Below are 24,728 nucleotides of genomic sequence, written 5' to 3'. Positions count from 1 at the left end.
GGTTAAAATTCGCTTTGCGTTGGGGGGGTAGCTCAGCTGGGAGAGCGCCGCGTTCGCAATGCGGAGGTCGGGAGTTCGATCCTCCTCCTCTCCACCAACATCTCTCGAAGGCCTCGGCGCATCGCCGGGGCCTTTTTGTTTTCAGGCGTCCAATGTCAGGTGCTGGCCGTGCAGCGCGGCGGCCGCCGGCGAGGCCAGGAAGCCGATGGTCTGCGCGGCCACCGCGGTCGACACCCAGTTGTCGGGCTTGGCGTCGGGCATGGCCTGGCGATTGGCCGGCGTGTCGAGCACGCTGGGCGCGATGCTGTTGACCTGGATACCGTGCGGCGCCAGCTCGGCCGCCGCCGCCTCGACCAAGCGTTGCAGCGCACTCTTCGACGCGATGTAGGCCGCCATCCCGGCCGCGCCGCGCGCCGCGGTCTTGGCGCTGACGGCGATCACGCTGCCGGCCTTGCGCTCGATCATCGAGGGCACCAGCGCCTGCGAGACGGCCACGAAGGACCAAGCGTTCAGGTTCATCATCCGGTCCCAGGCCGCGCGGCTCAGCGCATGCACCGGCTCGCCCATCTCGAAGCCGCCGGCGATGTGGACCAGCGCGTCGACCTGCTTGAAGGCCGCGAGGATCTGCGTCGCGGCGTCGGCCATGGCCGACGCCGAAGTCACGTCAGCCTGCAGCAACAGGTGTTGCGAGTTGTCGAGCCCCGGAAACGCGTCGGTCAGATGCTCCATGCGGTGGTCGAGCAGCGCCACGCGGGCGCCCTGGTCGAGAAAATGCTGCACGACGGCGCGGCCGAGCGCGCCGGCGGCGCCGGTCACCACGATGTGGCGGATGGTGTTGGCTTCGATCATTTGGCGGCTCCTTGTTCGGGCAGGCATGGTAACGCCGGCGTCAGTACGGGAAGCGCTCGGCTGGCATCATTGACCCTTCCTTTTTGCACCGGAGAATCGTCATGAAAGAAGTGGTCGTCGTGAGCGGTGTACGCACCGCAATCGGTACTTTCGGCGGAAGCCTCAAGGATGTGCCGCCCACGCGGCTGGCGGCGCTGGTGACCAGGGAGGCGCTCGCGCGCGCCAAGGTCGACGGCAAGGACGTGGAGCACGTGGTGTTCGGCCACGTGGTCAACACCGAGCCGCGCGACATGTACATGGCGCGCGTGGCCGCCATCGAGGGCGGCTGCGCCCAGGAGACCCCTGCCCTCACCGTGAACCGGCTGTGCGGATCGGGCCTGCAGGCGATCGTGAGCGCGGCGCAAAGCATCCAGCTCGGCGACGCCAAGGTGGCCGTCGGCGGCGGCGCGGAAAGCATGAGCCGCGCCCCGCTCTCTTCGCTCACCGCGCGCTGGGGCGTGCGCATGGGCGATGCCAAGCTGGTCGACATGATGATCGGCGCGCTGCACGACCCGTTCGAGAACATCCACATGGGCGTGACGGCGGAGAACGTCGCGAAAAAGTGGGGCATCAGCCGCGAAACGCAGGACCAGACCGCGCTCGCCAGCCACCAGCGCGCGCAGAAGGCCATCGAGAACGGCTACTTCAAGACGCAGATCGTCCCGGTGCCGCTGGAGAGCCGCAAAGGCACGACGCTGTTCGATACCGACGAGCACGTGCGCTTCGACGCCAAGATCGAGGACATGGCGAAGCTCAAGCCCGCCTTCCTGAAGGAAAACGGCACGGTGACCGCCGGCAATGCCTCGGGCATCAACGACGCGGCAGCGGCGGTGGTGCTGATGGAGAAAGAAGAGGCGGCGCGCCGCGGCCTCAAGCCGATGGCGCGCGTCGTGGCCTATGCCTTCGCCGGCGTCGACCCGGCCTACATGGGCATCGGCCCGGTGCCGGCCTCGCGCAAAGCACTGGACAAAGCGGGCCTCAAGGCATCGGACATGGATGTGGTCGAGGCCAACGAAGCCTTCGCGGCGCAGGCCTGCGCGGTGAGCAAGGACCTCGGGCTGGATGCCGCCAAGGTGAACCCGAACGGCTCGGGCATCTCGCTTGGCCACCCGATCGGCGCCACCGGCGCACTGATCACCGTGAAGGCGCTGTACGAGCTCGAACGCATCCAGGGCCGCTACGCATTGGTGACGATGTGCATCGGCGGCGGCCAGGGCATCGCGTGCATTTTCGAGCGCGCTTGAGCGAGGCCGCCTCGCGATATGGCTATAATCGTGGGATTGCCTGAATGACAGCAATGTCGATCAGGGGCTCTTAGCTCAGTTGGTAGAGCAGCGGACTCTTAATCCGTAGGTCGAGTGTTCGAGTCACTCAGGGCCCACCAAACCATATAAAAGCCCGCCATCAGATCGATGGCGGGCTTTTTTCATGCCTGCACCAGCAGGATCGGGCAAGAGAGAAGCAGGATTGGGCTATCGCGAACCTTCCTGCCGGAAGGACACTCGCAAAACTGCACGCTCGCAGCACGCAACCCAAGGAGTTCCTCATATGCGCTACAGAAGATTCGGCCGTACCGGCTTGTTCATTTCCGAGCTCTGTCTCGGCACGATGACTTTCGGCGGCGGAGGCGGCATCTGGGGGCAGATCGGCGACCTGCAGCAGGCCGAGGCCGAGCGCCTGATCGGCCGCTCGCTCGATGCCGGGATCAACTTCATCGACACGGCCGACGTCTACTCCGACGGCCGCTCGGAAATCATCACCGGGCAGGCGCTGCGAAACCTGCAGGTGCCGCGCGAGAACGTGGTTGTCGCCACCAAGGTGTTCGGCGAGGCCGGCACGAAAAGCATCAATTCGCGCGGCATGTCGCGCCATCACATCATGGACGGTGTGAAGGCGAGCCTGAAGCGCCTGCAGCTGGACCATATCGACCTGTACCAGATCCATGGCTTCGATCCGGCAACGCCGATCGAGGAGACCGTGCGCGCACTCGACAACCTCGTTCAGCACGGCCACGTGCGCTATGTCGGCGTGTCGAACTGGGCCGCCTGGCAGATCATGAAGGCACTCGGCATCTCCGAACGGCTGGGGCTGGCGCGCTTCGAATCGCTGCAGGCGTACTACACGATCGCCGGCCGCGATCTCGAGCGCGAACTGGTTCCGCTGCTCAAGAGCGAAAGCGTCGGGCTGATGGTCTGGAGCCCGCTCGCCGGCGGCCTGCTGAGCGGCAAGTACGGCCGCGACGTCAAGGCGGAGGCAGGCAGCCGACGCACCACCTTCGACTTTCCGCCGGTGAACGTCGAGCGCGCCTACGACTGCATCGACGTGATGCGTGGCATCGCGCAGGCGAAGGACGTTTCCGTGGCGCAGATCGCCCTGGCCTGGCTGCTGCACCAGGCGGCGGTGACGAGCGTGATCATCGGCGCCAAGCGCGCAGAGCAGCTCGACGACAACATCGCGGCGACCGCCATCGCCTTGAGCGGCGAGGAACTCGCCGCGCTCGACAAGGTCAGCGCGCTGCCGGCCGAATATCCGGGCTGGATGCTCGAGCGCCAGGGCGGACCCCGGCTCCAGCAGCTCGCGGAATCCGCCGGCGCCTGAGAACGGCTACACCGCCATGATCGAGACGGCCTTGGTGTTCAAGTACGCCTCCATCGCCTCCGGACCACCCTCGGAGCCGTAGCCCGAGTCCTTGATGCCGCCGAAGGGCATCTCCGGCGTGGGCGCGGCCGGCTGGTTGATCCACAGCATGCCGACTTCCATCTGCTGCGACAGCAGGTGCGCGTTCTTGATCGACTTCGTGAACGCGTAGCCCGCAAGGCCGAAAGGCAGGCGGTTGGCTTCGGCGATCGCTTCTTCGAGCGTGTCGAAGCCGCGGATGGCGGCGATCGGGCCGAAAGGTTCGTTGTTGAACACGTCGGCTTCGAGCGAGACGTCCGTCAGCACGGTGGGCGCGAAGAAGTTGCCGGAGGAGCCCACGCGTTCGCCGCCGGTGGCGACCTTGGCGCCCGTGGCGCGCGCGTCGTCGAGCACCTTCGCCATCGCAGTGAGCCGGCGCGCGTTCGCGAGCGGCCCAAGAGTCGTGCCTTCGGCCAGGCCGTCGCCGAGCTTGAGGCTCTCGGCATGCTTCACCATCGCTTCGGCGAAGGCTTGCTTGATGCTGTTGTGCACGAGGAAGCGCGTCGGCGAGATGCACACCTGCCCCGCGTTGCGGAACTTGGCACCGCCCGAGGCCTTCACGGCCAGCGCGACGTCGGCGTCCTCGGCCACGATCACGGGGGCGTGACCGCCCAGCTCCATGGTGGCGCGCTTCATGTGCGCGCCGGCCAGGGCCGCGAGCTGCTTGCCCACCGGCGTCGAGCCGGTGAAAGTGACCTTGCGGATGATGGGGTGCGGAATCAGGTAGCTCGAGACCTCGGCCGGATCGCCGAACACCAGGCCGACCGTGCCCGCGGGCACGCCCGCATCCACGAAGGCCTGCAGCAGCGCCGCCGGAGAGGCCGGCGTTTCTTCCGGCGCCTTGACGAGGAAGGAGCAACCGCTCGCGAGCGCAGCGCCGAGCTTGCGCACGATCTGGTTGATCGGGAAGTTCCAAGGCGTGAACGCGGCCACGGGGCCGAGCGGCTCCTTGATCACCAGCTGCTGCGCCGCGAGGTTGCGCGACGGCACGATGCGGCCATAGACGCGCCGGCCTTCGTCGGCGAACCATTCGATGATGTCGGCGCCGGCGAGTACCTCGCCACGCGCTTCGACGAAGGGCTTGCCCTGCTCCTGCGTGAGCAGGCGGGCGATGTCGGCGGCGCGTTCGCGCACCAGGCCTGCGGCCTTGCGCATCGTCGCTGCGCGTTCGTTGGCCGGGATCTTGCGCCAGGCTTCGAAGCCGCGCTGCGCGGCGGCCAGTGCCCGGTCCAGGTCGGGAATGCCGGCGTGGGCGACCTTGCCGATGGGCTTGCCCGTGGCAGGGTTGATCACGTCCAGGGTCTTGCCGCTCGCGGCGTCGCACCATTCATTCTCGATCAGCAGTCGGGTGTCGGTGTAGCTTGCTGTGCTCATGTCGGTCCTTGGGGTTCTTTCCGAGTATTGATGCTGGTGCGCGATATCCGATCGCGCGGCCAGCCGCCATTGTCACCCGTGACGGTTTTCCGGCCCGCGCAGTCAGTCTTCCACGTACCACCGGTCCTTGGTGAGCATCACGCGATGGTGGCCCTGGCCGGCCGGCATCATCGGAAAGCAGTTCTCCTGCGGGGCCACTTGTGCGTCGAGGAAGAAGGGGCCCTCGTACCCTATGCACTCGGCCAGCGCGGCCTGCAGTTCGGCAGGGTCCGACACGCGCCGCGCACCCCAGCCGAAAGCCCTGGCCAGCGCCACGAAATCGGGCAGCGCCTCGTTCCAGCTGTGGCTCAGCCGGTTGCCGTGGTTCAGTTCCTGCCACTGGCGCACCATGCCCATGTAGCCGTTGTTGCACAACACGAGCTTCACGGGCGTTCGGTGCTGCATGGCCGTGGAAAGCTCCTGGATATTCATGAGTACCGAGGCGTCGCCGCTCACGCAGACGACGAGCTCCTCGGGGTGCGCGATCTGCGCGCCGATGGCCGCCGGCAGGCCATAGCCCATGGTGCCGGCCCCGCCCGATGTCAGCCAGCAGCGCGGGCGCTCGAAGCGCAGGTACTGTGCGGCCCACATCTGGTGCTGGCCGACATCGGTGGAGACGATGGCGTCGCGGCCTTCTATGGCCTGCTGCAGCGAGCGCATCAGCTGCTGCGGCAGGATGGCGTCGCTGCGCGCAGCGAAGTCCAGGCAGCGTTGCGCGCGCCAGCGCTCGATGCGCTGCCACCAGGGCGCGAGCCGCTCCGGCGCGAGGCCGTCGAGCGCGGGCAGCGCAAGCAGTGCATCCAGCACCGCGCCGCAATCGCCGACCAATGGAGCGTCAACCCGCACCACCTTGTTGATGCTGCTGGGATCGATGTCGATGTGAATCTTGCGCGCATGCGGACAGAACTCGTCGAGCTTGCCGGTCACTCGGTCATCGAAACGCGCGCCGACGCAGACCACGAGATCGGCCTCGTGCATCGCAAGGTTGGCCTCCAGCGTGCCGTGCATGCCCAGCATGCCGAGAAAGCGCGGGTCGGAGGCCGGGAAGGCGCCGAGTCCCATCAAGGTCAGCGTGCAGGGTGCGTCGAGGCGATGCACCAGGCGCGTGAAGGCTTCGCATGCGCCGGGACCGGCGTTGACGAGCCCACCGCCACCGTAGAGGACGGGCCGGCGGGCGGTCGAGAGAAGATCCGCCGCGCGCTGCAGGCTGGCGTACGGCGGCAGTCGTGCATCGGGGCGGCCGGGCCGCCGCGGCGTCGAGGCCGGCTGGCCGGTCAGCGGCGCGAGCTGAACATCCTTCGGCACGTCGAGCAGCACCGGCCCCGGGCGCCCGGAGGCGGCGATGCGCAGCGCACGCCGCACCACGGCCGGGATCTCGTCGGCGATGCGGGTCTGGTGATTCCACTTCGTCACCGGCCGCGACATGCCGAGTGCATCGCTTTCCTGAAACGCGTTGGTGCCGATCACGCCGGTTGCAACCTGGCCGCTGATGCACAGCACGGGCACCGAGTCGCTGATCGCATCGAGCAGGCCGGTGATGGTGTTGCCGACACCCGGCCCCGAGGTCACGAGCACCACGCCCACGCGGCCGGTGCTGCGCGCGTAGCCTTCGGCCGCATGGACCGCCGCCTGCTCGTGCCGCACCAGCACATGCCGCAGCCGAGGCTCGCCGTGCAGTGCGTCGTAGAGCGGCAGCGCGGCGCCGCCGGGATAGCCGAAGATGGTGTCGATGCCGCATTCGATCAGGGTGTCGAGCAGGGCTTCGGCGCCGTTGCGCAGCGTGACAGTCGGGACGGAGGAGGCGATGGTGGCGTGCATGCACCGATTCTTCCGGTTTCGATGCAGAATTTGCTTCATTCTTTCAAGCAATTCTGCTGATTTCATGAAGATCAATCGCCAAAACAAGAAAACAAGCGAAGAATCATTCGACAGATTCGATATGGCGATCCTGCGTGCGCTTCTGCACGACTCGCGCAAGACGCTGCAGGAAATCGGCGCCGAGGTCGGGCTGTCGCCGACGAGCTGCTGGAGCCGCATCAAGAAGCTCGAAGCGCAGGAAGTGATCAAGCGCTACACGGTCGACCTCGATGCCGCCAAGCTCGGCTACCACGACTCCGTGATCGTGCAACTCACGCTGGAAAGCCACAGCGACGAGACGCTCTACGAGTTCGGCCGCGTGCTCGCCACCATTCCCGAAGTCCAGGAGGCCTACCTGGTCTCAGGCGACTACGACTACTACATCCGCATCGCGGTGCGCGACACGCGCGACTACGAGCGGCTGCTGCGCGAGAAGCTCTACAAGATTCCGGGCATCCGCCACAGCCAGTCGCACTTCGTGCTGCGCGTGCTCAAGGAAGCGAGCGTGCCGCTGGCCTGATCGCGCCCCAAAGGAAAAGCCCGCCGAAGGCGGGCTTTGTCATGTGCGCAGCAGGCGCTCAGCGCGTGGGCTTGAAGGCGCGCCGTTGGGCGTCGCGAGGCACGAACACCTTGCCGCCGCCGTTGTTGCCGCGCGGTGCGAAACCATCGCCGCGGCCTGCGCCGGCTGCGCCGCCGCGGGGCGCGCTATCGCCCCAGCCGGGCTTGCGGCCATAGCCGGCAGCGTCGTCGCGACCGCCGCCGAAGCCCGCATTGCCCTTGTGCTGGAAGCCACGCGGTGCCGGTGCACCCGGGCCGCGTGCAGGACCGCGATCATTGAAACCGCTGGCGCCCGCATAGCCGCCTGCGGGGCCGCCACGATGACCGCCGCCGCCGCCGAACTTGCGATCGCGCGAGTGGTTGTCACGGCTGTCGCGGCCACGGCCACCGAAGTCGCCTCCCGGGCGCGACTGCGGCGAGCGCTGCTGCGGCTCGAGACCGGGGACCACCTCGGCCTTGAACTGCTGGCGGCTGTACGACTCGATGTCGAAGATCTTGCGGCGATCGCGGAACTCGGCGAAGGTCACGGCCAGGCCGTCGCGCCCTGCCCGGCCGGTGCGGCCGATGCGGTGGGTGTAGTCCTCGGCCTTCATCGGCAGGCCGAAGTTGAAGACGTGCGTGATGGTCGGCACGTCGATGCCGCGGGCGGCCACGTCGGTGGCCACGAGGATCTGCACCTGGCCCTGGCGCAGCGCCATCAGCCGGCGATTGCGCAGGCCTTGGCTCAGCGCGCCGTGCAGCGCCACGGCACTGAAGCCGTCCTGCTGCAGGTCGTTGGCGAGGCCGTCGCATTCGACCTGCGTGCTCGCGAACACGATGGCTTGGTTGATGGTGGTGTCGCGCAGCCAGTGGTCGAGCAGCTTGCGCTTGTGCTGGGAGTGATCGGCCCAGAACAGCACCTGCTTGATGTTGGCGTGCTTCTCCTGCGGGCTGTCGATGGTCACGCGCTGCGGCTCGCGCATCACGCGCTGCGCCAGCTGCTGGATGCGCGGCGCGAAGGTGGCGCTGAACATCATGGTCTGCTGGCGCTCGATGGTCAGCTGGTTGACTTCGGCGAGGTCGTCCGCAAAGCCGAGGTCGAGCATGCGATCGGCCTCGTCGACGACCAGGAACTTGACCTGGTCGAGCTTGATCTGCATCGAGCGCTGCAGGTCGAGCAGACGGCCGGGCGTGGCGACCACGAGGTCTGCGTTCTGCAGCCGGGCGATCTGCAACTGGTAGGGCATGCCGCCCACCACGTTGGCGATGCGCAGGCCGCGGCAATGGCGGACCAGGTCGATCGCGTCATGCGCCACCTGTTGGGCGAGTTCGCGCGTGGGGCACAGGATCAGAGCGCCGGGCGTGGCCGCCTTGAAATGGCGCGCGTTGGTCGGGTCCTTGCGCTTTGGCTTCTTCGGCAGAGCTTCGCCGCGCGCGGCGGCTTCGGCGGCCAGGCGCTGGAATTCGGCCTTGGCCGCAGCCTCGGCTTCGGCCTGGCGCTGCAGCAGGGTGTGCAGCACGGGCAGCAGGAAGGCGGCGGTCTTGCCGCTACCGGTCTGGCTCGACACCATCAGGTCGACGAAGCGCGTGGCGCCGTCGGCCTGGCCGCTGGCGGTCATGGCGCGCGGAATCACTTGTTCCTGCACGGTGGTCGGCTGGGTGAAGCCCAGGTCTTCGACCGCGGCGATCAGCTCGGGCGCGAGGCCGAGCTTGATGAAGCCGTTGGGCAGCTTCGGCTCGGTGGCTTCGACGGCGTCGAGCGCCTCGAAGGAAGTCGTTTCATCGGATTGCACAGGCGCAAAGTCGCCCTGCGCTTCAAAAGCGTCGGTCATTCAGAAATCTCATACGCGAGCGCTGCCGTGGGCGGCGCTCCGTTGGGTGGTGAAAAACATCAACCATCCAACGACATTCAGCAAGGACTTTCGTCTTTGCTGCGGCCCATTCAACGGGGCGCGGTGTGCAAGATAGGGAGATGCAAGAAAACGCCGCCTGAAGGGTCCCCGGCAGCGAAGCCGACGATTATCGCATGGCTTCGGGTTTTTACCTAATCCGCAATGCGCAAGAAGGTATCGCGGTAGTGCGCGAGCTCCTCGATCGACTCGTGGACATCGGCCAGCGCGGTATGCGCCTGCTGCTTCTTGAAGGCGTTGTAGGCGGCCGGCTTCCAGCGCTTGGCCAGTTCCTTGAGCGTGCTGACGTCGAGGTTGCGGTAATGGAAATAGGCTTCCAGCTTCGGCATGTACTTGACCAGGAAGCGCCGGTCCTGGCCTATGGTGTTGCCGCACATCGGCGAGCCGTTCTTCGGGATGTAGCGCGCGACGAACTCGAGCAGTTGCTGCTCGGCCGCGGCCTCGTCCAACGTGGAGGCCTTGACCTTGTCGATCAGCCCGCTGCGGCCATGCGTTCCCTTGTTCCAGGAATCCATGCCGTCGAGCACCTCGTCGCTCTGGTGGATGACGAGCACGGGGCCGTCGATGCGCGGCACCAGATCGGGGCCGGTCACGACGACGGCGATCTCGAGCAGGCGCTCTTTTTCGGGGTCGAGGCCGCTCATCTCGCAGTCCAGCCAGACGAGGTTCTGGTCGCTCTTCTTGAGGGTGGTGGCGGGCACGGGCGCGGTCGGGGCGGTGGATTCTGACATCGGGTGATTGTCGTCGATGACCCTGTGCGCGAGCGGCTGGCGTGCGGGCTAAACTCGCCTCGCCATGTCCGCCGCCCTCCTCTTCACTTTTGCGTTCGCCCTCGCGCTGGCTGCAGGCCTCGTCGTCAAACTCTGGCTCGCCACGCGGCAGGTGCGTCATGTGGCGCGCCATCGCGATGCAGTGCCTGCGGCCTTCGCGCAGGCCATCGCGCTCGCAGCGCACCAGAAGGCCGCCGACTACACGGTGGCCAAGACCCGATTCGGCCTGCTCGAAATGGCATGGGGCACGGCGCTGCTTTTGGGCTGGACCCTGCTGGGCGGGCTCGACCTCCTCAACAAATTGCTGATGGACTGGATGGGCGGCGGCATGCTGCAGCAGCTCGCGCTGCTCTCTGCCTTCGCGCTGATCAGCGGCCTGCTCGACCTCCCATTCACGCTCTGGCAGACCTTCAGGCTCGAGGAACGCTTCGGCTTCAACAAGATGACCTGGCGGCTGTGGCTCCTCGACGGCGCCAAGTCGCTGCTGCTGGGCGCGCTCATCGGCCTGCCCATCGCGGCGTTGATGCTCTGGCTCATGGGCGCGGCCGGCAACCTGTGGTGGCTGTGGGCCTGGGGCGCCTGGATGGCATTCAATCTGCTGCTGATGCTGGTCTATCCGACCTTCATTGCGCCGCTCTTCAACAAGTTCCAGCCGCTGGACGACGCCACGCTCAAGGCGCGCGTCAACGCCCTGATGAAGCGCTGCGGCTTTGCCGCCAAGGGCCTGTTCGTGATGGACGGCAGCAAGCGCAGCGCGCATGCCAACGCCTATTTCACCGGCTTCGGCGCCAGCAAGCGCGTCGTCTTCTACGACACGCTGCTGCGCCAGCTCAGCGCCGGCGAAGTGGAGGCCGTGCTCGCGCACGAACTGGGCCACTTCAAGCACCGGCACGTCGTGAAGCGCATGGCCGCGATGTTCGCGCTGAGCCTGGCCGGCTTCGCGCTGCTGGGCTGGCTGTCGGTCCATTCGTGGTTCTATGTCGGCCTCGGCGTACAGCCCAACATGGCAGCGCCCAACGATGCACTCGCCATCCTGCTCTTCATGCTCGCGGTGCCGGTCTTCGGCTTCTTCGTCGCGCCGCTGCCGGTGCGCATTTCCCGCAAGCACGAGTTCGAGGCCGACGCCTATGCGATCGCGCAAACCAGCGGCGCCGACCTCTCGGCGGCGCTGCTCAAGCTCTACCAGGACAACGCCTCGACGCTGACACCCGACCCGGTGTTCGTCAAGTTCTACTACTCGCACCCGCCCGCATCCGAGCGCCTTGCGCGCATGGTCGCGGGTTGAACCTGAGAAAGCCGACCATGAGCAGCATGTTCAAACCCAAGGACTGGAAGCAGCACGCACGCCGCGCACTGAGCGCCACCGAGATCGTCGCCGGCCTGGCGCGGCTCGACGGCTGGAAGCTGACCGGCGACGGCGCCGATGTCGCGATCGAGAAGACTTTCAGCTTCGCGAACTACTTCGAGACCATCGCCTTCGTGAACGCACTGGCCTTCATTGCACACACGCAAGACCACCACCCCGACCTTTCGGTGCACTACAACCGCTGCGTCGTACGCTTCAACACGCACGACGTGGGCGGCATCTCGGCCACGGATTTCGAGTGCGCGACGCAGGCGGATGCCCTGCTGGCAACGGCCTGAGCCCGATGGAACGCGCCCTTGGCTAAGCAACGCAGCGGCGCCGAGGGTGCCGCATTGCGCGACGGACTCGTCATTGCCAGCCATGGCCGCCACTGCCTCGTCGAAACACCCGAGGGCGAACGACTGATTTGCCATCCGCGCGGCAAGAAGAGCCAGGCCGTGGTGGGCGACCGGGTACGCTGGCAGGCCAGCGAGGACGAGGGCACCATCGAGCAGGTACAGCAGAGGAAGAACCTGTTCTACCGGCAGGACGAGATTCGCACCAAGTCCTTCGCGGCCAATCTCGACCAGGTACTCATCCTGATCGCGGCCGAGCCCGAGTTCTCCGAAACCCAGTTGGCGCGTGCGCTGATCGCGGCCGCGGCCGAACGCATCGCGCCGATCATCGCGCTCAACAAGAGCGATGTCGTCGCCCCCTTCGAACGGGCCTGGGCCAGGCTGGCGCCCTACCGCCGGATGCACCATGGCGTGTTGCCGCTGTCGCTCAAGGCCTCGCCGGAGGCCGATCGCGCAACCTTGATGAAGCTGCTGGCGGGCAAGACCACCCTGGTGCTCGGTCCGTCGGGCGCCGGCAAGAGCACGCTCACCAACCTGCTGGTGCCGGCCGCGCTGGCCTCGACGGCAGAGATTTCGCAGGCGCTCAATTCGGGCAAGCACACCACGACCAGCACCACCTGGTACTGGGTGGACGACGCGCGGACCACGGCGCTGATCGATTCGCCGGGCTTCCAGGAATTCGGACTGAATCACATCGAAGCGATGCAACTCGCGCACCTGATGCCCGACATCGCCGAACACGCCGCGGCATGCAAGTTCTACAACTGCACGCATCTGCACGAGCCGGGCTGCGGTGTGATCGCGCAGGTGGAGTCGCCCGGCCATCCGGGTGCGATCAGCCCCTCGCGCTATCGGATCTATGGCGAGCTGTTCGCCGAACTGAGCCAATCCCGCTACAAATGAAGGTGCTGCTGTATTCCCATGTGTTCCATCCGTCGGTGGGCGGCGTCGAGACCGTATCGCGCGCACTCGTCGAGGGCTTCGTGGCGAAAGGCATCGACTGCAAGGTGGTGACCCAGACGCCCGAGGGGGACGGCGCGCAGTTCCCCTTCGAGGTGATCCGCCAACCGGCTAGCGCGCGCGTGCGCGAGCTTCTGCGCTGGGCGGACGTGGTCCTCTTCAATGGCGCGAGCCTGGCGCTTCAGCCCTGGGTTCTGGCCTATCGCAAGCCCTTCGTCTGGGTGCATGTGGGCTACCAGGCCTCGTGCATCGACGGCGCCGGCTGGGTCGACAACGCCCCGGCGCCGCTCGAGCCCGTGGCGTCTTTTCTCTTTCATGCGCGCAGAAGCGGCTACGTACGCGGCTTGAAGGATGGCGTGAAACTGCTGCTGCGGCGCGGTATCGCCAAGTTCGCCGTTACCCGGAATGTCGCCATCACCCAGTGGATGAACAAGACGCTGCCGCTGCCGCGGCAGGTGCAGATCTACAACCCCTTTCCGATCGAGCGCTTCCAGGCAGCGGACCGCGGCGAGCCCGAGTACGAGTTCTTCTACATGGGAAGGATCGTGCAGGAGAAGGGCGTCGACACCTTGATCCGCGCCTTCGCGAAGGTTGTCCAACGCAGCCGGGAAGCGCCGCGGCTGCTGCTCATCGGGGATGGGAGCGCACGGCCGGAGATCGAGCGGCTGGTGGCCGCATCCGGCCTCTCGGCTTCCGTCGTCTTCGCCGGCTCGCAATCGGGCCCTGCGCTCGTCGAATGGGTCTCGAAGGGCATGATCGGCGTGATCCCATCCGCGTGGTACGAGCCGATGGGCGGGGTCGCGGTCGAGCTCCTGGCAGCAGGCAAGAGCCTCATCGTCTCGGCCAAGGGCGGACTTTCGGAGTGCGTCGGCGATGCCGGTCTCGTCTTCCCGAACGGCGACGATGAAGCGCTGGCCGCGCAGATGCAGCGGGTGCTGGGCGATCCGGTCCTCCGGGCCGCGCAGACGGCAAAGGCCCGCGAACGCGCGCAAGCCTTCATGCCCGCGCGCTTCGTCGATCAGTACATCGGCCTGCTCAAGGAAGTGACGGGCCGCGCCTGAGGCGATTCAATCGAGGACCTGCGCCAGCGCATCGACCAGCGCACTGCACTGCTCCCGCGTGCCGATGCTGATGCGCAGGTACTGCGCGATGCGCGGCTGTCCGAAGTGCCGCACCAGCACCGCGCGCGCCCGCAGCGCCGCCGCCAGTGCGGCGGCATCGTGCGCGGGATGGCGCACGAATACGAAGTTGGCCTGCGAGGGCAATACCTCGAAGCCCAGATCCTCCAACTGCAGCGTCAGTCCCTCGCGGGTGTCGACGACGGCGTCGCGCGTCTTCGAGAACCAGGCCTCGTCAGCGAGCGCGGCAATGGCGCCCGCCGTCGCCAAGCGGTCGAGCGGATAGGAGTTGAAGCTGTTCTTGACCCGTTGCAGCGCATCGATCAGCTGCGCCTGCCCGCAGGCAAAGCCCACGCGCAAGCCGGCGAGCGAACGCGATTTCGACAGCGTCTGCACGACCAGCAGGTTCGGATAGCGCGCGATCAGGGGCAGCGCGCTTTCGCCGCCGAAATCCACATAGGCCTCGTCCACCAGCACCACGCGCTGCGGGCAGGCCTGGAGCAGGCGCTCGATGCATGCGAGCGGCATCCCGATACCGGTCGGCGCATTGGGATTCGCGATCACGATGCCGCCGCAGCCGGCCGCGGCACGCGCCGCCAGCGCATCGGCATCGATGCGAAGTCCCTCATCCACCGGCTGCAGCTCGCATGCGATCGCATAGAGCTGCGCGTAGACGCGGTAGAAGCTGTAGGTAACGTCCGGAATCAGCAAAGGCTCGGCTTGCTGGAAAAAGGCGAAGAAGGCGTGGGCCAGCACTTCGTCGGAGCCATTGCCCGCAAACACCTGCGCGCTGTGCAGGCCGTGGCGCACAGCGATCGCTTCGCGCAGCGCGATCGATTCGGGATCGGGGTAGCGTTCGAGTCCCTTCTCTGCCGCCTCCTGAATGGCATCGAGCACTCGCGGCGAGGGCGGATAGGGGTTCTCGTTGGTATTGAGCTTGACCAGATTCGCGATGCGCGGCTGCTCGCCCGGCACATAGGGCTCCAGCGCCGCAATGCGCGGACTCCAGAAGCTTGGAGCGGTGCTCAAGGCCGACACACCCGGCTCAGCCCAGCAGGCGCGCCAGCGTGAGCAGCGCGAGCAGCACCATCCACATCACGACCGAACGCCAGACCAGGCCGACGACGCTGCGCAGGTGCGCTGGTTCAGGTTCGCGCCCCGGGGTGCTGCCGCTATCGGGGCCACGCCCGCCGGCGAGCGGATCGCCCGCCTGCGCCCTCGACAACGGATCGGTCAGCGGGACCGGACTCAGGGTGCCGCCACCGAGCCGCACGTTGACGGCACCCGAGGTCGCGGCCAGGATCACGCCGTCGTTCTCGTTGGGAAAGCGCCGGGCGTCGTTGCGCCAGCAGTCGATCGCTTCTTCGAAACTGCCGACCACCGCGAAACCGAGCGCCGTGATGCGCGCCGGCAGCCAGTCGATCAGGCCCCAGGCCCGATCGGCCGCATGCTGGACCCACGTGCTGGACGGCTGGATCGAAGCGCCGTTCTTGTGCGCCCAATAGCGCGAGACGAATTCGCTCATCCGATAGAACACCGCGCCGGCAGGCCCCAATCCGGCGGCGGCGAGGATGGAGAACCAGGCGAGCACACCGAACACGTGCCGATGCGCCGCGATCACCGAGTGCTCGATCACGTGCCGCACGATCTCGCTGCGCGGCAGGTCGGCCGCATCGACGCGCTGCCAATGCGCGAGCAGCGAGCGCGCGAGCGCTTCGTCGCCCTCGTCGAGCGCATCGCGGATGCCGGTGAAATGGTGGCTGAACTGCCGAAAGCCCAGCGTGACGTAGAGCACCGCGACGCTCCACAGCACCGCGAAGGGCAGCCCGAGCGTGAGCACCAGCAGCCAGTGCACGCCCAATGCGAGCACCGTCGGCACGAGCACCGCAAGCCCCCAGGCCACCCAGCCATGGTGCGGTTTGCCGGCGTCGAAATTGCGGCTGGTCCAACGCGTCCATGCGAGCACGCTGCCGTACACGGGGTTGTGGTACGCAAGCGGCCGCACCTGCTCGATCAGCAACGCGCACAGGATCGCAAAGAAGCTCATCCGTCGATGATAGCGAGTGCCTCCATGGCACCCGGACGGGACGCGGCGTGGTTCAGGCCGAGAGGAAGCGGTAGAGGTTGCGCAGCATGCCCGCCGTCGCACCCCATACGTAACGCTCGTCAGGACCGTCCTGGTAGGGCATCGAAAACCACTCGCGCGACTTGAGGTCTTCGCCGACGAGCGCGTGCCGCCGGTGGTTCGCCGGATTCATCAGGTAAGCGAGCGGCACTTCGAAAGCCGCCGCCACCTCATAAGGATTGATGTTCAGCTCGAAGTCCGGGCGCACCAGCGCGACCACCGGCGTCACGATGAAGGACGTGACGGTGGTGTAGGTCGGCAGGCAGCCCAGCACCTCGATGTACGCCGCGGACAAGCCGACCTCTTCCCACGCTTCGCGCAGGGCGGCCGCTGCAATATTGGCGTCTTCGGGGTCGACCCGGCCGCCCGGAAAGGCGACCTGGCCCGAGTGGGTCGACAGATGCGTCGTCCGCTCGGTCAGCAGCACCGTGGGTTCGTCCCTCATCACGATCGGCACCAGCACCGCCGCCTGGGCGGGTACGCGATCCGTCAGCCGCGGCTCGCGCCGCAACTCGGGCACCCAGGCCGGCGGCGTGGCGAAGCGTGCGCGCAAGGCGCGCGCATCGAAGCGGGAGGGCGCCACCGCGGGCAACCCGACGTCGATACCGACCACCGGCACCTGGCGCGGGTCCAAGGACCGCAGCGCCGACGGCAGGACGGCGTTGACGGATTCGACGGAAGCAGCGCGCATGGTGGACGGTGGTGGTGTGGTCAAGAAAGGACTTGCTGAGTAAAACGCAAAAACTGAGCCAGCGTGACACGTGGCACAACAACAAAAATCACGAACGCTGGATGCATCGAAGCACAAATGCAAAAAGCCGCCTTGATCGGCGGCTTTTTGCACGACGGGAGGCCCTCTTTATTGAGCAGCCGCTGCCGACGACTTGCCCGGCAGCTTTTCCTTGATGCGTGCCGAACGGCCGCTGCGTTCGCGCAGATAGTAGAGCTTGGCGCGGCGCACATCGCCGCGACGCTTGACTTCGATGCCGGCGATCAACGGGCTGTAGGTCTGGAACGTACGTTCCACGCCTTCGCCGCTGGAGATCTTGCGCACCGTGAAGCCGCTGTTGAGGCCGCGATTGCGCTTGGCGATCACGACGCCTTCGTAGGCCTGCACGCGCTTGCGGTTGCCTTCGACGACGTTCACGCTGACGATGACCGTGTCACCGGGCATGAAATCGGGGATCTTCTTGCCGAGCCGGGCGATTTCTTCCTGCTCGAGGGTCTGGATGAGGTTCATTTGTTTCCTGGATTCGATCGTGCTCGCGCTACACAAAAGGCGTCTTGAGGCCTGAAGGCCAAGGCGACGCGGCCGGCAGAGGATCGGGGAACCAAAGATTATAGCTTTTTTTGGAGCACTTTCTCGTCCACCGGGCTGAGCCGTCCGGCTGCGCGTGCCGCCTCGATCAGCTCCGGCCGTTTTTGCAGGGTGATCGCGAGCCGCTGATCGCGTCGCCAGCGCTCGATCTGCACGTGATGCCCCGAGAGCAGGACCGGAGGCACGCCCTCGCCCTTCCATTGCTCCGGCCGGGTGTAGTGGGGGCAGTCGAGCAGGCCGTCGAGCGCCGGATTGAAGCTGTCCTGCACATGGCTGTCCTCATCGCCCAGCACGCCGGGCTGGAGCCGCGCGACGGCGTCGAGCAAGGCCATGGCGGGAATCTCGCCGCCCGAAAGCACGAAATCGCCGATGCTCAGCTGGTGCGTGACCCTCGCATCGATGAAGCGCTGGTCGATGCCTTCATAGCGCCCGCACACCAGCACTGCGCCTTCGGTGGCGGACCATTGCTCCACCACCGCGTGCCTCAAGGTCTCGCCGATCGGCGAGAAGAGAAGCACCGGCGCCGCCGCGCCCCGGGCCGCCAGCGCCGCATCGAGGCAGGCCGACAACGGCTCGGCCATCATGACCATACCTGGGCCGCCGCCGAAAGGCCGGTCGTCGACGCGCCGGTAGTTGCCGTCGGCGAAATCGCGCGGGTTCCACAGCACGACCTCGACCTGCTTCGACTCGTAGGCACGGCGCGTCACGCCGCTCGCGAGAAAGGGCGCGAACAGCTCGGGAAAGAGGGTGATGACGTCGAAGCGCATGGCGGCGCCGGAGCCGGGCGGCTCAGTAATCAGGCTGCCAGTCGACCGTGATCAGCCGGCCCGGCAGATCCACTTTGTCGACGAAGGCCGAGACGAAGGGAACCATGCGCTCGATCGGCTTGCCGCCCTCCTGGGCGTCCAACACCAGCGTGGTCTGCGGCCCGCTGGCGAGAAGTTCGCGCACCGTGCCGAGCGCGACGCCTTCGCGGTTCACGACGGCAAGCCCGATCAGATCGACCCAGTAGTACTCGTCGTCGCCGGCGGTCGGAAAGCTCGAACGCGGCACGAACACGCGCGCACCGCGCAAGGCTTCGGCCGCGTTGCGGTCAGGCACGTCCTCGGACGAGGCGACGATGCAGTCGGAGTGTTCCTTGGCTTCGCGGATCGCGAGCCGGAAAGCGCCGGCGGTCTTTGCGCCGGGCGGCTGCAGAAACCAGCGCTTGGATGAAAAAAGCGCCTCGGGCTGGGCGCTGTGGGGCAGGACCTTGAACCAGCCCTTGATGCCCCAGGCGTCGGCGATGCGCGCCACCTCGATCGCGTCCGCCGGCAGTTCGGCGGCTTCGAGTGTGGGCAGCATCGCCTTGCCGGCCGCTTAAGCAGCGGCCTTCGGAGCCGCGGCGGCGGCTTGCTTGATCAGGCGATGGACCGTGGGCGAGGCTTGCGCGCCGACGCTCTTCCAATAGGCCAAGCGATCCTGCGCGATGCGGATGCTTTCTTCGTTTTCCTTGGCGGTCGGGTTATAGAAACCCAGGCGCTCGATGAAACGGCCATCGCGGCGAACGCGCTTGTCCGACACGACGATGTTGAAAAACGGACGGCCTTTGGCGCCGCCGCGGGAGAGTCGAATGACGACCATGATTTATCCTTCGGGTGGTGCAGCAAACCCGAATAGGTTCGCCCACGGTGTTCTTCCAGCGTCGAGACACGCGACATGGCCACCCGGCCAGCGACACGCTGAAAAGCCCACGATTATAGCCCGAGCGACTTTTTTCAACACCCTTGGCATTGCCAATCGTCTCAGAATGACCACCATCCGCCCCAGCCGCGACGAGGACATCGCGGCAATCACCGCCATTTATGCCCATCACGTGCTGCACGGCACAGGCACCTTCGAGACCGAGCCGCCCTCATCCGCCGACATGGCTGCCCGACGCGCCGACGTGCTGTCGAAGAACCTGCCCTATCTGGTGGCCGAGCAGGACGGCGAACTGCTCGGCTTTGCGTACTGCAGCTGGTTCAAGCCCCGTCCCGCCTACCGCTTTTCGGCCGAGGATTCCATCTACCTGGCCGACGCCGCGCGGGGCCAGGGCCTAGGTGCACGACTGCTGGCCGCGCTGACGCAGGCCGCCGAATCCGTCGGCGTGCGAAAGCTGATCGCGGTGATCGGTGACTCGGCCAACGCCGGATCGATCGGCGTGCACCGCGGCCAGGGCTTCGCCCATGTGGGCGTGCTCAAGGACTGCGGCTGGAAGTTCGGCCAGTGGCGCGACGTGGTCTTGATGGAAAAGGTGCTGGGCGAAGGCAGCTCGACGAGCCCCGAATGAAGAACAAGACCGTGGCCGCCTGGCTCGCCTTCCTCGGCGGGCCTCTGGGGCTGCACTGCTTCTATCTGCGCGGCTTCGGCAGCACGCTGGGCTGGCTGCTGCCGATCCCGACGGCGCTCGGCCTGTACGGCATCGAACGCCTGCGCCTCTATGGCGTGGACGACGGCTGGAGCTGGCTGCTGCTCCCGCTGCTCGGCTTCACGATTGCGGGCTGCGCGCTCACCGCTATCGTCTATGGCCTGATGACGCCGGAGAAATGGAACGCCCGCTACAACGCCGGCGCCGCGCCCGAGGCTCCCGCCGGGCGCACCAACTGGCTCACCATCGGCGCTGTCGTGCTGGCCCTGTTCTTCGGCAGCACGATCCTCATGGCCAGCATCGCCTTCAGCTTCCAGCGCTTCTTCGAGCACCAGATCGAAGAAGGCCGGAAGATTTCTCAGTAATCGCCGCTGCGCAAGGCTTCGACAAGCTCAGCCCGAGCGGACAGGGGCGAGGCCTGCCATTTCAGAGGGCCGCCGCGCCCGGCCGCCCGAAGCGGCCGGCCCGCCCCCGGTAGGGGGTTGGCGAAGCGACACGAAGTGCGCGCAGCCTGGGGGCGAGCTAAAACACCTGCAGGCCGATCCAGTAGGCGATCGCGGCCACGAAGGCCGAGGCCGGGATCGTGAAGATCCAGGCCCACACGATGTTGCCGGCCACGCCCCAGCGCACGGCGCTCGCGCGCTGTGCCGAACCCACGCCGACGATCGCACCCGTGATGGTGTGCGTGGTCGAGACCGGAATGCCCAGCGCCGTCGCGAGGAACAGGGTCAGCGCCCCGCCCGTCTCGGCGCAGAAGCCGCCGACCGGTTTGAGCTTGGTGATCTTCTGGCCCATGGTCTTGACGATGCGCCAGCCGCCGAACATGGTGCCGAGCGCGATCGCCGCATAGCAGCTGCCGACGGTCCAGGCCGGCGGCGCCTCCGCGTTGCCAGCCGAATAGCCGGTCGCGATCAACAGCATCCAGATGATGCCGATGGTCTTCTGCGCATCGTTGCCGCCGTGGCCCAGGCTGTAGGCGCCGGCCGAAACCAGCTGCAGCGTGCGGAACCACCGGTCCACGCGCGACGGCGTCGAACGCCGGAACGCCCAGGCGACCACGATCATCATCAGCGAGCCGAGCAGAAAACCCAGGAGCGGCGAAACGAAGATGAAGGCCACAGTCTTCCAGATCCCGGCAGCGATCAAGGCGCCCGAGCCGGCCTTGGCGATCACCGCGCCCACGATGCCGCCGATCAACGCGTGCGATGAGCTGCTGGGAATGCCGTAGTACCAGGTGAGGAAGTTCCAGCTGATGGCGCCGACGAGGGCGCCGAACACCACGTGCACATCGACGATGCCCGGCTGCACGATGCCCTTGCCGATGGTCGCCGCCACGCTCAGGTGGAAGACGAAGATCGCGATCAGGTTGAAGAAGGCCGCGAACACCACGGCGTGGCCGGGCTTGAGCACGCCGGTCGACACCACCGTGGCGATCGAGTTCGCCGCGTCGTGAAAGCCGTTCATGAAGTCGAATGCGATGGCCAGCGCGACCAGCACCACCACCACCCACAGGGCGACCTGCACCGTTGTCATTCGGAGCCCGCGCTCAGGAGTTCTCGAGGACGATGCCCTCGATCACGTTGGCGACGTCTTCGCATTTGTCGGTAATCGTCTCCAGCAGCTCGTAGATGGCCTTGAGCTTGATGACTTCGCGCACGTCCGGCTCTTCGCGGAACAGCTTGCTCATCGCGCTGCGCATCACGCGGTCGGCGTCGGACTCGAGCCGGTCGATTTCCTCGCAGGTCTTGAGCGTGGCCTCGGCGGTGGCCGGGTCGGTGATCTTGCCGAGGAACTTGACCGCGTCCTTCACTCGCTCGCAGCACTTCACGCTGAGCGTGGTCAGGCGCGTGATCTCCTCCGTCATGTGGCGCACGTCGTAGAGCGCCATGGTCTCGGCCGAGTCCTGGATCAGGTCGGCCACGTCGTCCATCGTGTTGATCAGCTTGTGGATCTGCTCGCGGTCGATCGGCGTGATGAAGGTCTTGTGGATCAACCGGTTGACGTCATGCGTCACGCGGTCGGCAGCGCGCTCGGCATTGTCGACATCGCGGTTGTACTGCTCGCGCAGATGCAGGTCGTTGTAGTTGGCGACGAGTTGCTCGAAGGCGCGCGCGGCTTCGACGATGCGGTCGGCGTGCTGATTGAACATCTCGAAAAAATTCCCCTCGCGGGGCAGCAGCTTGCCGAACATGGCGCTCTCCTGGATCTCGGCCACCACACTCATGTGACGCCATCGTGAAAAAAACCGCGCAAGTGTACTGGTCGGGCGCGCAGACGAAGGTCAGAGGCGCTCGATGCGCTGGTCGGCCACCTGGGCGAGCTGGGCCGGCGTAACCTGCTCCGGCGCGATCTCCGCCAGCGGCACGAGCACGAAGGCGCGCTCGCCCATGCGCGGATGCGGCAGCGTCAGCACCGCCGTGTCCATCACCACCTCGCCATGGCGCAGCAGATCGAGATCAAGGGTGCGCGGCGCATTGCGGTAGGGACGCTCGCGGCCCGCGCCGCTCTCGAGGCGCTGGAGCTCGGCCAGCAGCGCCGTCGGATCGAGTTCGGTCTCGAGTTCGACCACCGCATTGATGAAATCGGGCCCCAGGGCATCGACAGGCGCGCTGCGATAGAGCGAAGAGCGTGCCCCGACGCGCGTGCCGGGCAGCGCCGCCAGATCGTCCATCGCCTGCCTCACCGTCGCGCGCGCGTCGCCCAGGTTGGCGCCGATTGCGACGTAGGCCCGGCTCGCCGTCATTCGGCCGCGACGCTGCTGCCGGCTTCGCCGCCGCTGCGCGGCTTGCGCCTGCGGCGGCGCTTGCGCGGCGCGGCGGCAGCGACTTCACCGTCGGGCGGAAGCTGAGCCTCGTCGGCGGCGGCCGCCGGCGCACGCGCGGCAGGCACGCGCTGGCGGGGTCTCTTGTGCTGCTCGTCGCGCACCTGGTCCAAGAGGTCTTGGCGGCGCACCTCGTCGGCCGTGCTGAACTCCTGCCACCACTCGGCGATCGCTTCGCTGACCTCGCCGACGTCGGCGCGCAAGCGCATGAAGTCGAAGGCCGCACGAAAGCGCGCCTGCTCGACCAGGCTGTAGGGCGTGGCGCCCGTGCGCTTGTCGAAGCGCGGCTGCATCATCCAGATTTCGCGCATGTCGGCGGCCAGCTTGCCGCGGCCCGAGACGTCGCCGATGCGCGCATTGAACACGTCGTCGATCGCATCCTGCAGCGCCGGGAACGCGGCTTGCGCGCGCTGGCCGTGGCGGCCCTCGACGCGCTGGGCCCAGCCGTCGCGCACATCGGCCCACAGCACGCAGGCCAAGAGGAAGCTCGGCGCCACCGGCTTGCCTTCGCCGACGCGGCGGTCGGTGTCCTGCAGGGCGGCCTTCACGAAGGGCAGATCGGCACGCTCGACCACGACGTCGAGCAAGGGGTAGATGCCGGTCGTCAGCTCGAGCTTGCGCAACTGCGCGACGGTGGCGACGGCATGGCCGGTCTGCAGCAGCTTGAGCATCTCGTCGAACAGGCGGCTTTGCGGCACGTCGGCCAGGAGCTTGCTGGATTCGACCAGCGGCGCCGCCGTCTTGGGCTCGAGCTTGAAGCCGAGTGCAGCCAGCTTGGCCGAGAAGCGGATCGCGCGAATGATGCGCACCGGGTCTTCGCGGTAGCGCGTGATCGGGTCGCCGATCATGCGCAGCGTGAGCTTCTTCGAGTCCTTGATGCCGTTGTGATAGTCGACCACGATCTCGCTCGCCGGGTCGTAGTACATCGCATTGACCGTGAAGTCGCGCCGCGCGGCGTCTTCTTCCTGCGGGCCCCAGACGTTGTCGCGCAGCACGCGGCCGCTGGCATCGACCGCGTGCTTCATGCCCGCGAGCTCGCCCTTGCTGGTGCGTTCGTTGCCAGCCACCTGCTCGGCACCGTTGCTGTCCATGTAGGCACGAAAGGTCGAGACCTCGATCACCTCGTGCTCGCGCCCGCGGCCGTACACCACGTGCACGATGCGAAAGCGCCGGCCGATGATGAAGGCGCGGCGAAACAGGCTTTTCACCTGCTCCGGCGTCGCGTTGGTCGCGACGTCGAAGTCCTTGGGGCGCAGGCCGAGCAGCAGGTCGCGCACCGCGCCGCCGACGACGTAGGCCTCATAGCCGGCATCCTGCAGCGTGGTGACGACGTTCTTGGCGCGCTCGTCGACCAGCGCCGGGTCGATGCCGTGCACCGAGGCGGGCACCTCCTGGCGCTTGCCGAAACGGGCCTTGCCGCCCTGTGCGGCATCGCCGGATTTGCCGAGGAGTTTGTCGATGAATTTCTTGATCATTGGAAAGCTTCGGCGCCTCTGGCGCCCTCATTCATTTTCGAGCATCGACCGGATCAGCGGGATCGTGATCGCGCGCTGGGTCTGCAAGGCATAGCCGTCGAGCTGCGCGAGCAGTTCCATCAGGCTGCCGAGATCGCGGCTGAAACGATGCAGCATGTAGTCGAGCACTTCGTCCGACAGCATCACGCCGCGGCTGTCCGCGGCCTGGCGCAGCACGGCGCGCCGCTCCGACTCGCCGAGCACCTGCAAGTGGAACACATGGCCCCAACCCAGGCGCGTGCGGAGGTCCTCGCGCAGCGGCAGATCGGCCGGCGGCACGGTGCCCGCCGCCACCACGCCCCGCTGCAGGCTCTGCGCATTGACGAACCAATTGAAGGCGGCGTGCTGCTGGACCGCAGTGTAGAGATGCACGTCGTCGAACAGCACGGCACCCCAGCGTTCGTCGAACTCGGGCGGGTCCAGCAGCCCCGGATGCAGCCAGCCCACGCTCGCACCCTGCTCGCGCAAGGCGCCGCGCACGGCTTCGAGCAGATGCGTCTTGCCGCAGCCGCCCTCGCCCCACAGGTAGGTCGGCACCGGAGAATGCAGCGTGGTCGAGCGCGCGTCGCCGACCCACAGCGCCAGGTGCCGCAGCGCCGGCTCGTTCGGCCCGGCGAAGAAGCCCGCGAGCGTCGGACCGGTCGCAATGCCGATGTCGAGCGCGAGCTGCTTCATGCCATGGCCGCCGAGAGCGGCTGGGGTGGCGCGGATGACGCGAAAGAAGGGTTCAT

Annotated in this window: 26 protein-coding genes and 2 tRNA genes; 11 read left to right on the top strand and 17 right to left on the bottom strand. The window is 67.0% G+C overall.

Features of this window, described 5'->3' with window-relative positions; all coding sequences use genetic code 11:
* Positions 1–21: 21 nt before the first annotated feature.
* Positions 22–97: transfer RNA gene (locus ACSQ89_RS07790), tRNA-Ala, on the top strand.
* A 44-nt stretch (positions 98–141) separates the two neighbouring features.
* Here ACSQ89_RS07790 and ACSQ89_RS07785 read toward each other — a convergent pair.
* Positions 142–849 (bottom strand): SDR family NAD(P)-dependent oxidoreductase, encoded by a 708-nt coding sequence (locus tag ACSQ89_RS07785; protein ID WP_093106376.1) that lies wholly within the window; start codon positions 847–849, stop codon positions 142–144.
* Between the two features lie 101 nt (positions 850–950).
* On the opposite strand from ACSQ89_RS07785, the gene bktB reads away from it, so the two are divergent.
* The 3 genes from bktB to ACSQ89_RS07770 all read left to right on the top strand — a co-directional run bounded on the left by bktB (position 951) and on the right by ACSQ89_RS07770 (position 3,486).
* Positions 951–2,132, top strand: coding sequence for a beta-ketothiolase BktB (bktB, locus tag ACSQ89_RS07780; RefSeq protein WP_436292642.1), 1,182 nt, complete (start codon positions 951–953; stop codon positions 2,130–2,132).
* A gap of 64 nt (positions 2,133–2,196) precedes the next feature.
* Positions 2,197–2,272 (top strand) — tRNA-Lys (locus ACSQ89_RS07775).
* 164 nt (positions 2,273–2,436) lie between these two features.
* Positions 2,437–3,486: an aldo/keto reductase gene (locus ACSQ89_RS07770; protein WP_436292641.1), complete on the top strand. Its 1,050-nt coding sequence runs from the start codon at positions 2,437–2,439 to the stop codon at positions 3,484–3,486.
* A gap of 6 nt (positions 3,487–3,492) precedes the next feature.
* Here the strand turns inward: ACSQ89_RS07770 and ACSQ89_RS07765 are convergent, their stop codons facing one another.
* Both ACSQ89_RS07765 and ilvB read right to left on the bottom strand, forming a co-directional pair.
* Positions 3,493–4,938, bottom strand: a complete 1,446-nt coding sequence (locus tag ACSQ89_RS07765) for an NAD-dependent succinate-semialdehyde dehydrogenase (RefSeq protein ID WP_436292640.1) — start codon at positions 4,936–4,938, stop codon at positions 3,493–3,495.
* A 102-nt stretch (positions 4,939–5,040) separates the two neighbouring features.
* On the bottom strand, positions 5,041–6,795 hold the full coding sequence (gene ilvB / locus ACSQ89_RS07760) for a biosynthetic-type acetolactate synthase large subunit (RefSeq protein WP_436292639.1): 1,755 nt from the start codon (positions 6,793–6,795) through the stop codon (positions 5,041–5,043).
* A gap of 64 nt (positions 6,796–6,859) precedes the next feature.
* On the opposite strand from ilvB, the gene ACSQ89_RS07755 reads away from it, so the two are divergent.
* A complete protein-coding gene (locus ACSQ89_RS07755) occupies positions 6,860–7,354 on the top strand; it encodes an Lrp/AsnC family transcriptional regulator (protein ID WP_436292638.1) in 495 nt (164 codons plus the stop codon).
* 58 nt (positions 7,355–7,412) lie between these two features.
* On the opposite strand, the gene ACSQ89_RS07750 is transcribed toward ACSQ89_RS07755, so the two are convergent.
* The gene (locus ACSQ89_RS07750; protein WP_093106387.1) at positions 7,413–9,203 is read right to left on the bottom strand and encodes a DEAD/DEAH box helicase; all 1,791 of its coding nucleotides are present in this window, start codon (positions 9,201–9,203) and stop codon (positions 7,413–7,415) included.
* 212 nt (positions 9,204–9,415) lie between these two features.
* Positions 9,416–10,012 (bottom strand): oligoribonuclease, encoded by a 597-nt coding sequence (orn, locus tag ACSQ89_RS07745; protein ID WP_093106390.1) that lies wholly within the window; start codon positions 10,010–10,012, stop codon positions 9,416–9,418.
* A 64-nt stretch (positions 10,013–10,076) separates the two neighbouring features.
* Between orn and ACSQ89_RS07740 the strand changes: the two genes are divergently transcribed.
* Genes ACSQ89_RS07740 through ACSQ89_RS07725 form a run of 4 tightly spaced genes read left to right on the top strand, consistent with a single transcriptional unit; the run spans position 10,077 to position 13,773 of the window.
* Positions 10,077–11,336, top strand: coding sequence for a M48 family metallopeptidase (locus tag ACSQ89_RS07740; protein ID WP_436292637.1), 1,260 nt, complete (start codon positions 10,077–10,079; stop codon positions 11,334–11,336).
* A gap of 17 nt (positions 11,337–11,353) precedes the next feature.
* Positions 11,354–11,695, top strand: a complete 342-nt coding sequence (locus ACSQ89_RS07735) for a 4a-hydroxytetrahydrobiopterin dehydratase (RefSeq protein WP_093106395.1) — start codon at positions 11,354–11,356, stop codon at positions 11,693–11,695.
* Positions 11,696–11,713: 18 nt separating this feature from the next.
* Complete coding sequence (gene rsgA / locus ACSQ89_RS07730; protein ID WP_436292636.1) at positions 11,714–12,655, top strand: ribosome small subunit-dependent GTPase A; 942 nt, start codon at positions 11,714–11,716, stop codon at positions 12,653–12,655.
* Entirely contained in the window at positions 12,652–13,773 is a 1,122-nt protein-coding gene (locus ACSQ89_RS07725; protein WP_436292635.1) for a glycosyltransferase family 4 protein, read from the top strand. The genes rsgA and ACSQ89_RS07725 overlap by 4 nt, the downstream gene beginning before the upstream one ends.
* Positions 13,774–13,779: 6 nt before the next feature.
* Here ACSQ89_RS07725 and hisC read toward each other — a convergent pair whose 3' ends face one another.
* From hisC to rpsP, 7 genes are all read right to left on the bottom strand, one after another.
* The gene (gene hisC, locus ACSQ89_RS07720) at positions 13,780–14,859 is read right to left on the bottom strand and encodes a histidinol-phosphate transaminase (RefSeq protein ID WP_436292634.1); all 1,080 of its coding nucleotides are present in this window, start codon (positions 14,857–14,859) and stop codon (positions 13,780–13,782) included.
* Between the two features lie 16 nt (positions 14,860–14,875).
* Positions 14,876–15,877 (bottom strand): CobD/CbiB family protein, encoded by a 1,002-nt coding sequence (locus ACSQ89_RS07715; protein WP_093106405.1) that lies wholly within the window; start codon positions 15,875–15,877, stop codon positions 14,876–14,878.
* Positions 15,878–15,929: 52 nt separating this feature from the next.
* Positions 15,930–16,646 (bottom strand): CoA pyrophosphatase, encoded by a 717-nt coding sequence (locus ACSQ89_RS07710; RefSeq protein ID WP_436292633.1) that lies wholly within the window; start codon positions 16,644–16,646, stop codon positions 15,930–15,932.
* Positions 16,647–16,814: 168 nt separating this feature from the next.
* Complete coding sequence (gene rplS, locus ACSQ89_RS07705; RefSeq protein WP_093106411.1) at positions 16,815–17,195, bottom strand: 50S ribosomal protein L19; 381 nt, start codon at positions 17,193–17,195, stop codon at positions 16,815–16,817.
* A 98-nt stretch (positions 17,196–17,293) separates the two neighbouring features.
* Positions 17,294–18,040 (bottom strand): tRNA (guanosine(37)-N1)-methyltransferase TrmD, encoded by a 747-nt coding sequence (gene trmD, locus ACSQ89_RS07700; protein WP_093106413.1) that lies wholly within the window; start codon positions 18,038–18,040, stop codon positions 17,294–17,296.
* 22 nt (positions 18,041–18,062) lie between these two features.
* Complete coding sequence (rimM, locus tag ACSQ89_RS07695) at positions 18,063–18,617, bottom strand: ribosome maturation factor RimM (protein ID WP_093106416.1); 555 nt, start codon at positions 18,615–18,617, stop codon at positions 18,063–18,065.
* Positions 18,618–18,632: 15 nt separating this feature from the next.
* Positions 18,633–18,896, bottom strand: coding sequence for a 30S ribosomal protein S16 (gene rpsP / locus ACSQ89_RS07690; RefSeq protein WP_093106418.1), 264 nt, complete (start codon positions 18,894–18,896; stop codon positions 18,633–18,635).
* Positions 18,897–19,062: 166 nt separating this feature from the next.
* Here rpsP and ACSQ89_RS07685 point away from each other — a divergent pair, with 166 nt between their 5' ends.
* Positions 19,063–19,584: a GNAT family N-acetyltransferase gene (locus ACSQ89_RS07685; RefSeq protein ID WP_093106421.1), complete on the top strand. Its 522-nt coding sequence runs from the start codon at positions 19,063–19,065 to the stop codon at positions 19,582–19,584.
* The gene (locus ACSQ89_RS07680; protein WP_093106423.1) at positions 19,581–20,027 is read left to right on the top strand and encodes a hypothetical protein; all 447 of its coding nucleotides are present in this window, start codon (positions 19,581–19,583) and stop codon (positions 20,025–20,027) included. Before ACSQ89_RS07685 ends, ACSQ89_RS07680 begins: the two co-directional genes overlap by 4 nt.
* Before the next feature lie 157 nt (positions 20,028–20,184).
* Here the strand turns inward: ACSQ89_RS07680 and ACSQ89_RS07675 are convergent, their stop codons facing one another.
* The 5 genes from ACSQ89_RS07675 to hda form a co-directional block, all read right to left on the bottom strand.
* Positions 20,185–21,195, bottom strand: a complete 1,011-nt coding sequence (locus tag ACSQ89_RS07675) for an anion permease (protein ID WP_436292632.1) — start codon at positions 21,193–21,195, stop codon at positions 20,185–20,187.
* A 13-nt stretch (positions 21,196–21,208) separates the two neighbouring features.
* Positions 21,209–21,853, bottom strand: coding sequence for a DUF47 domain-containing protein (locus tag ACSQ89_RS07670; RefSeq protein ID WP_093106846.1), 645 nt, complete (start codon positions 21,851–21,853; stop codon positions 21,209–21,211).
* Positions 21,854–21,943: 90 nt separating this feature from the next.
* Positions 21,944–22,405 (bottom strand): 2-amino-4-hydroxy-6-hydroxymethyldihydropteridine diphosphokinase, encoded by a 462-nt coding sequence (gene folK / locus ACSQ89_RS07665; RefSeq protein ID WP_436292631.1) that lies wholly within the window; start codon positions 22,403–22,405, stop codon positions 21,944–21,946.
* The gene (pcnB, locus tag ACSQ89_RS07660) at positions 22,402–23,958 is read right to left on the bottom strand and encodes a polynucleotide adenylyltransferase PcnB (protein ID WP_093106431.1); all 1,557 of its coding nucleotides are present in this window, start codon (positions 23,956–23,958) and stop codon (positions 22,402–22,404) included. Before pcnB ends, folK begins: the two co-directional genes overlap by 4 nt.
* Before the next feature lie 27 nt (positions 23,959–23,985).
* Entirely contained in the window at positions 23,986–24,672 is a 687-nt protein-coding gene (gene hda, locus ACSQ89_RS07655) for a DnaA regulatory inactivator Hda (protein ID WP_093106434.1), read from the bottom strand.
* Between the last annotated feature and the right edge of the window lie 56 nt (positions 24,673–24,728).

The organism is Variovorax sp. LjRoot175, from assembly GCF_964253805.1.
Lineage (GTDB): Bacteria > Pseudomonadota > Gammaproteobacteria > Burkholderiales > Burkholderiaceae_C > Variovorax.
The sequence above is the reverse complement of the archived record's forward strand: the minus strand, read 5'-3'. Positions and strand labels throughout refer to the sequence as shown.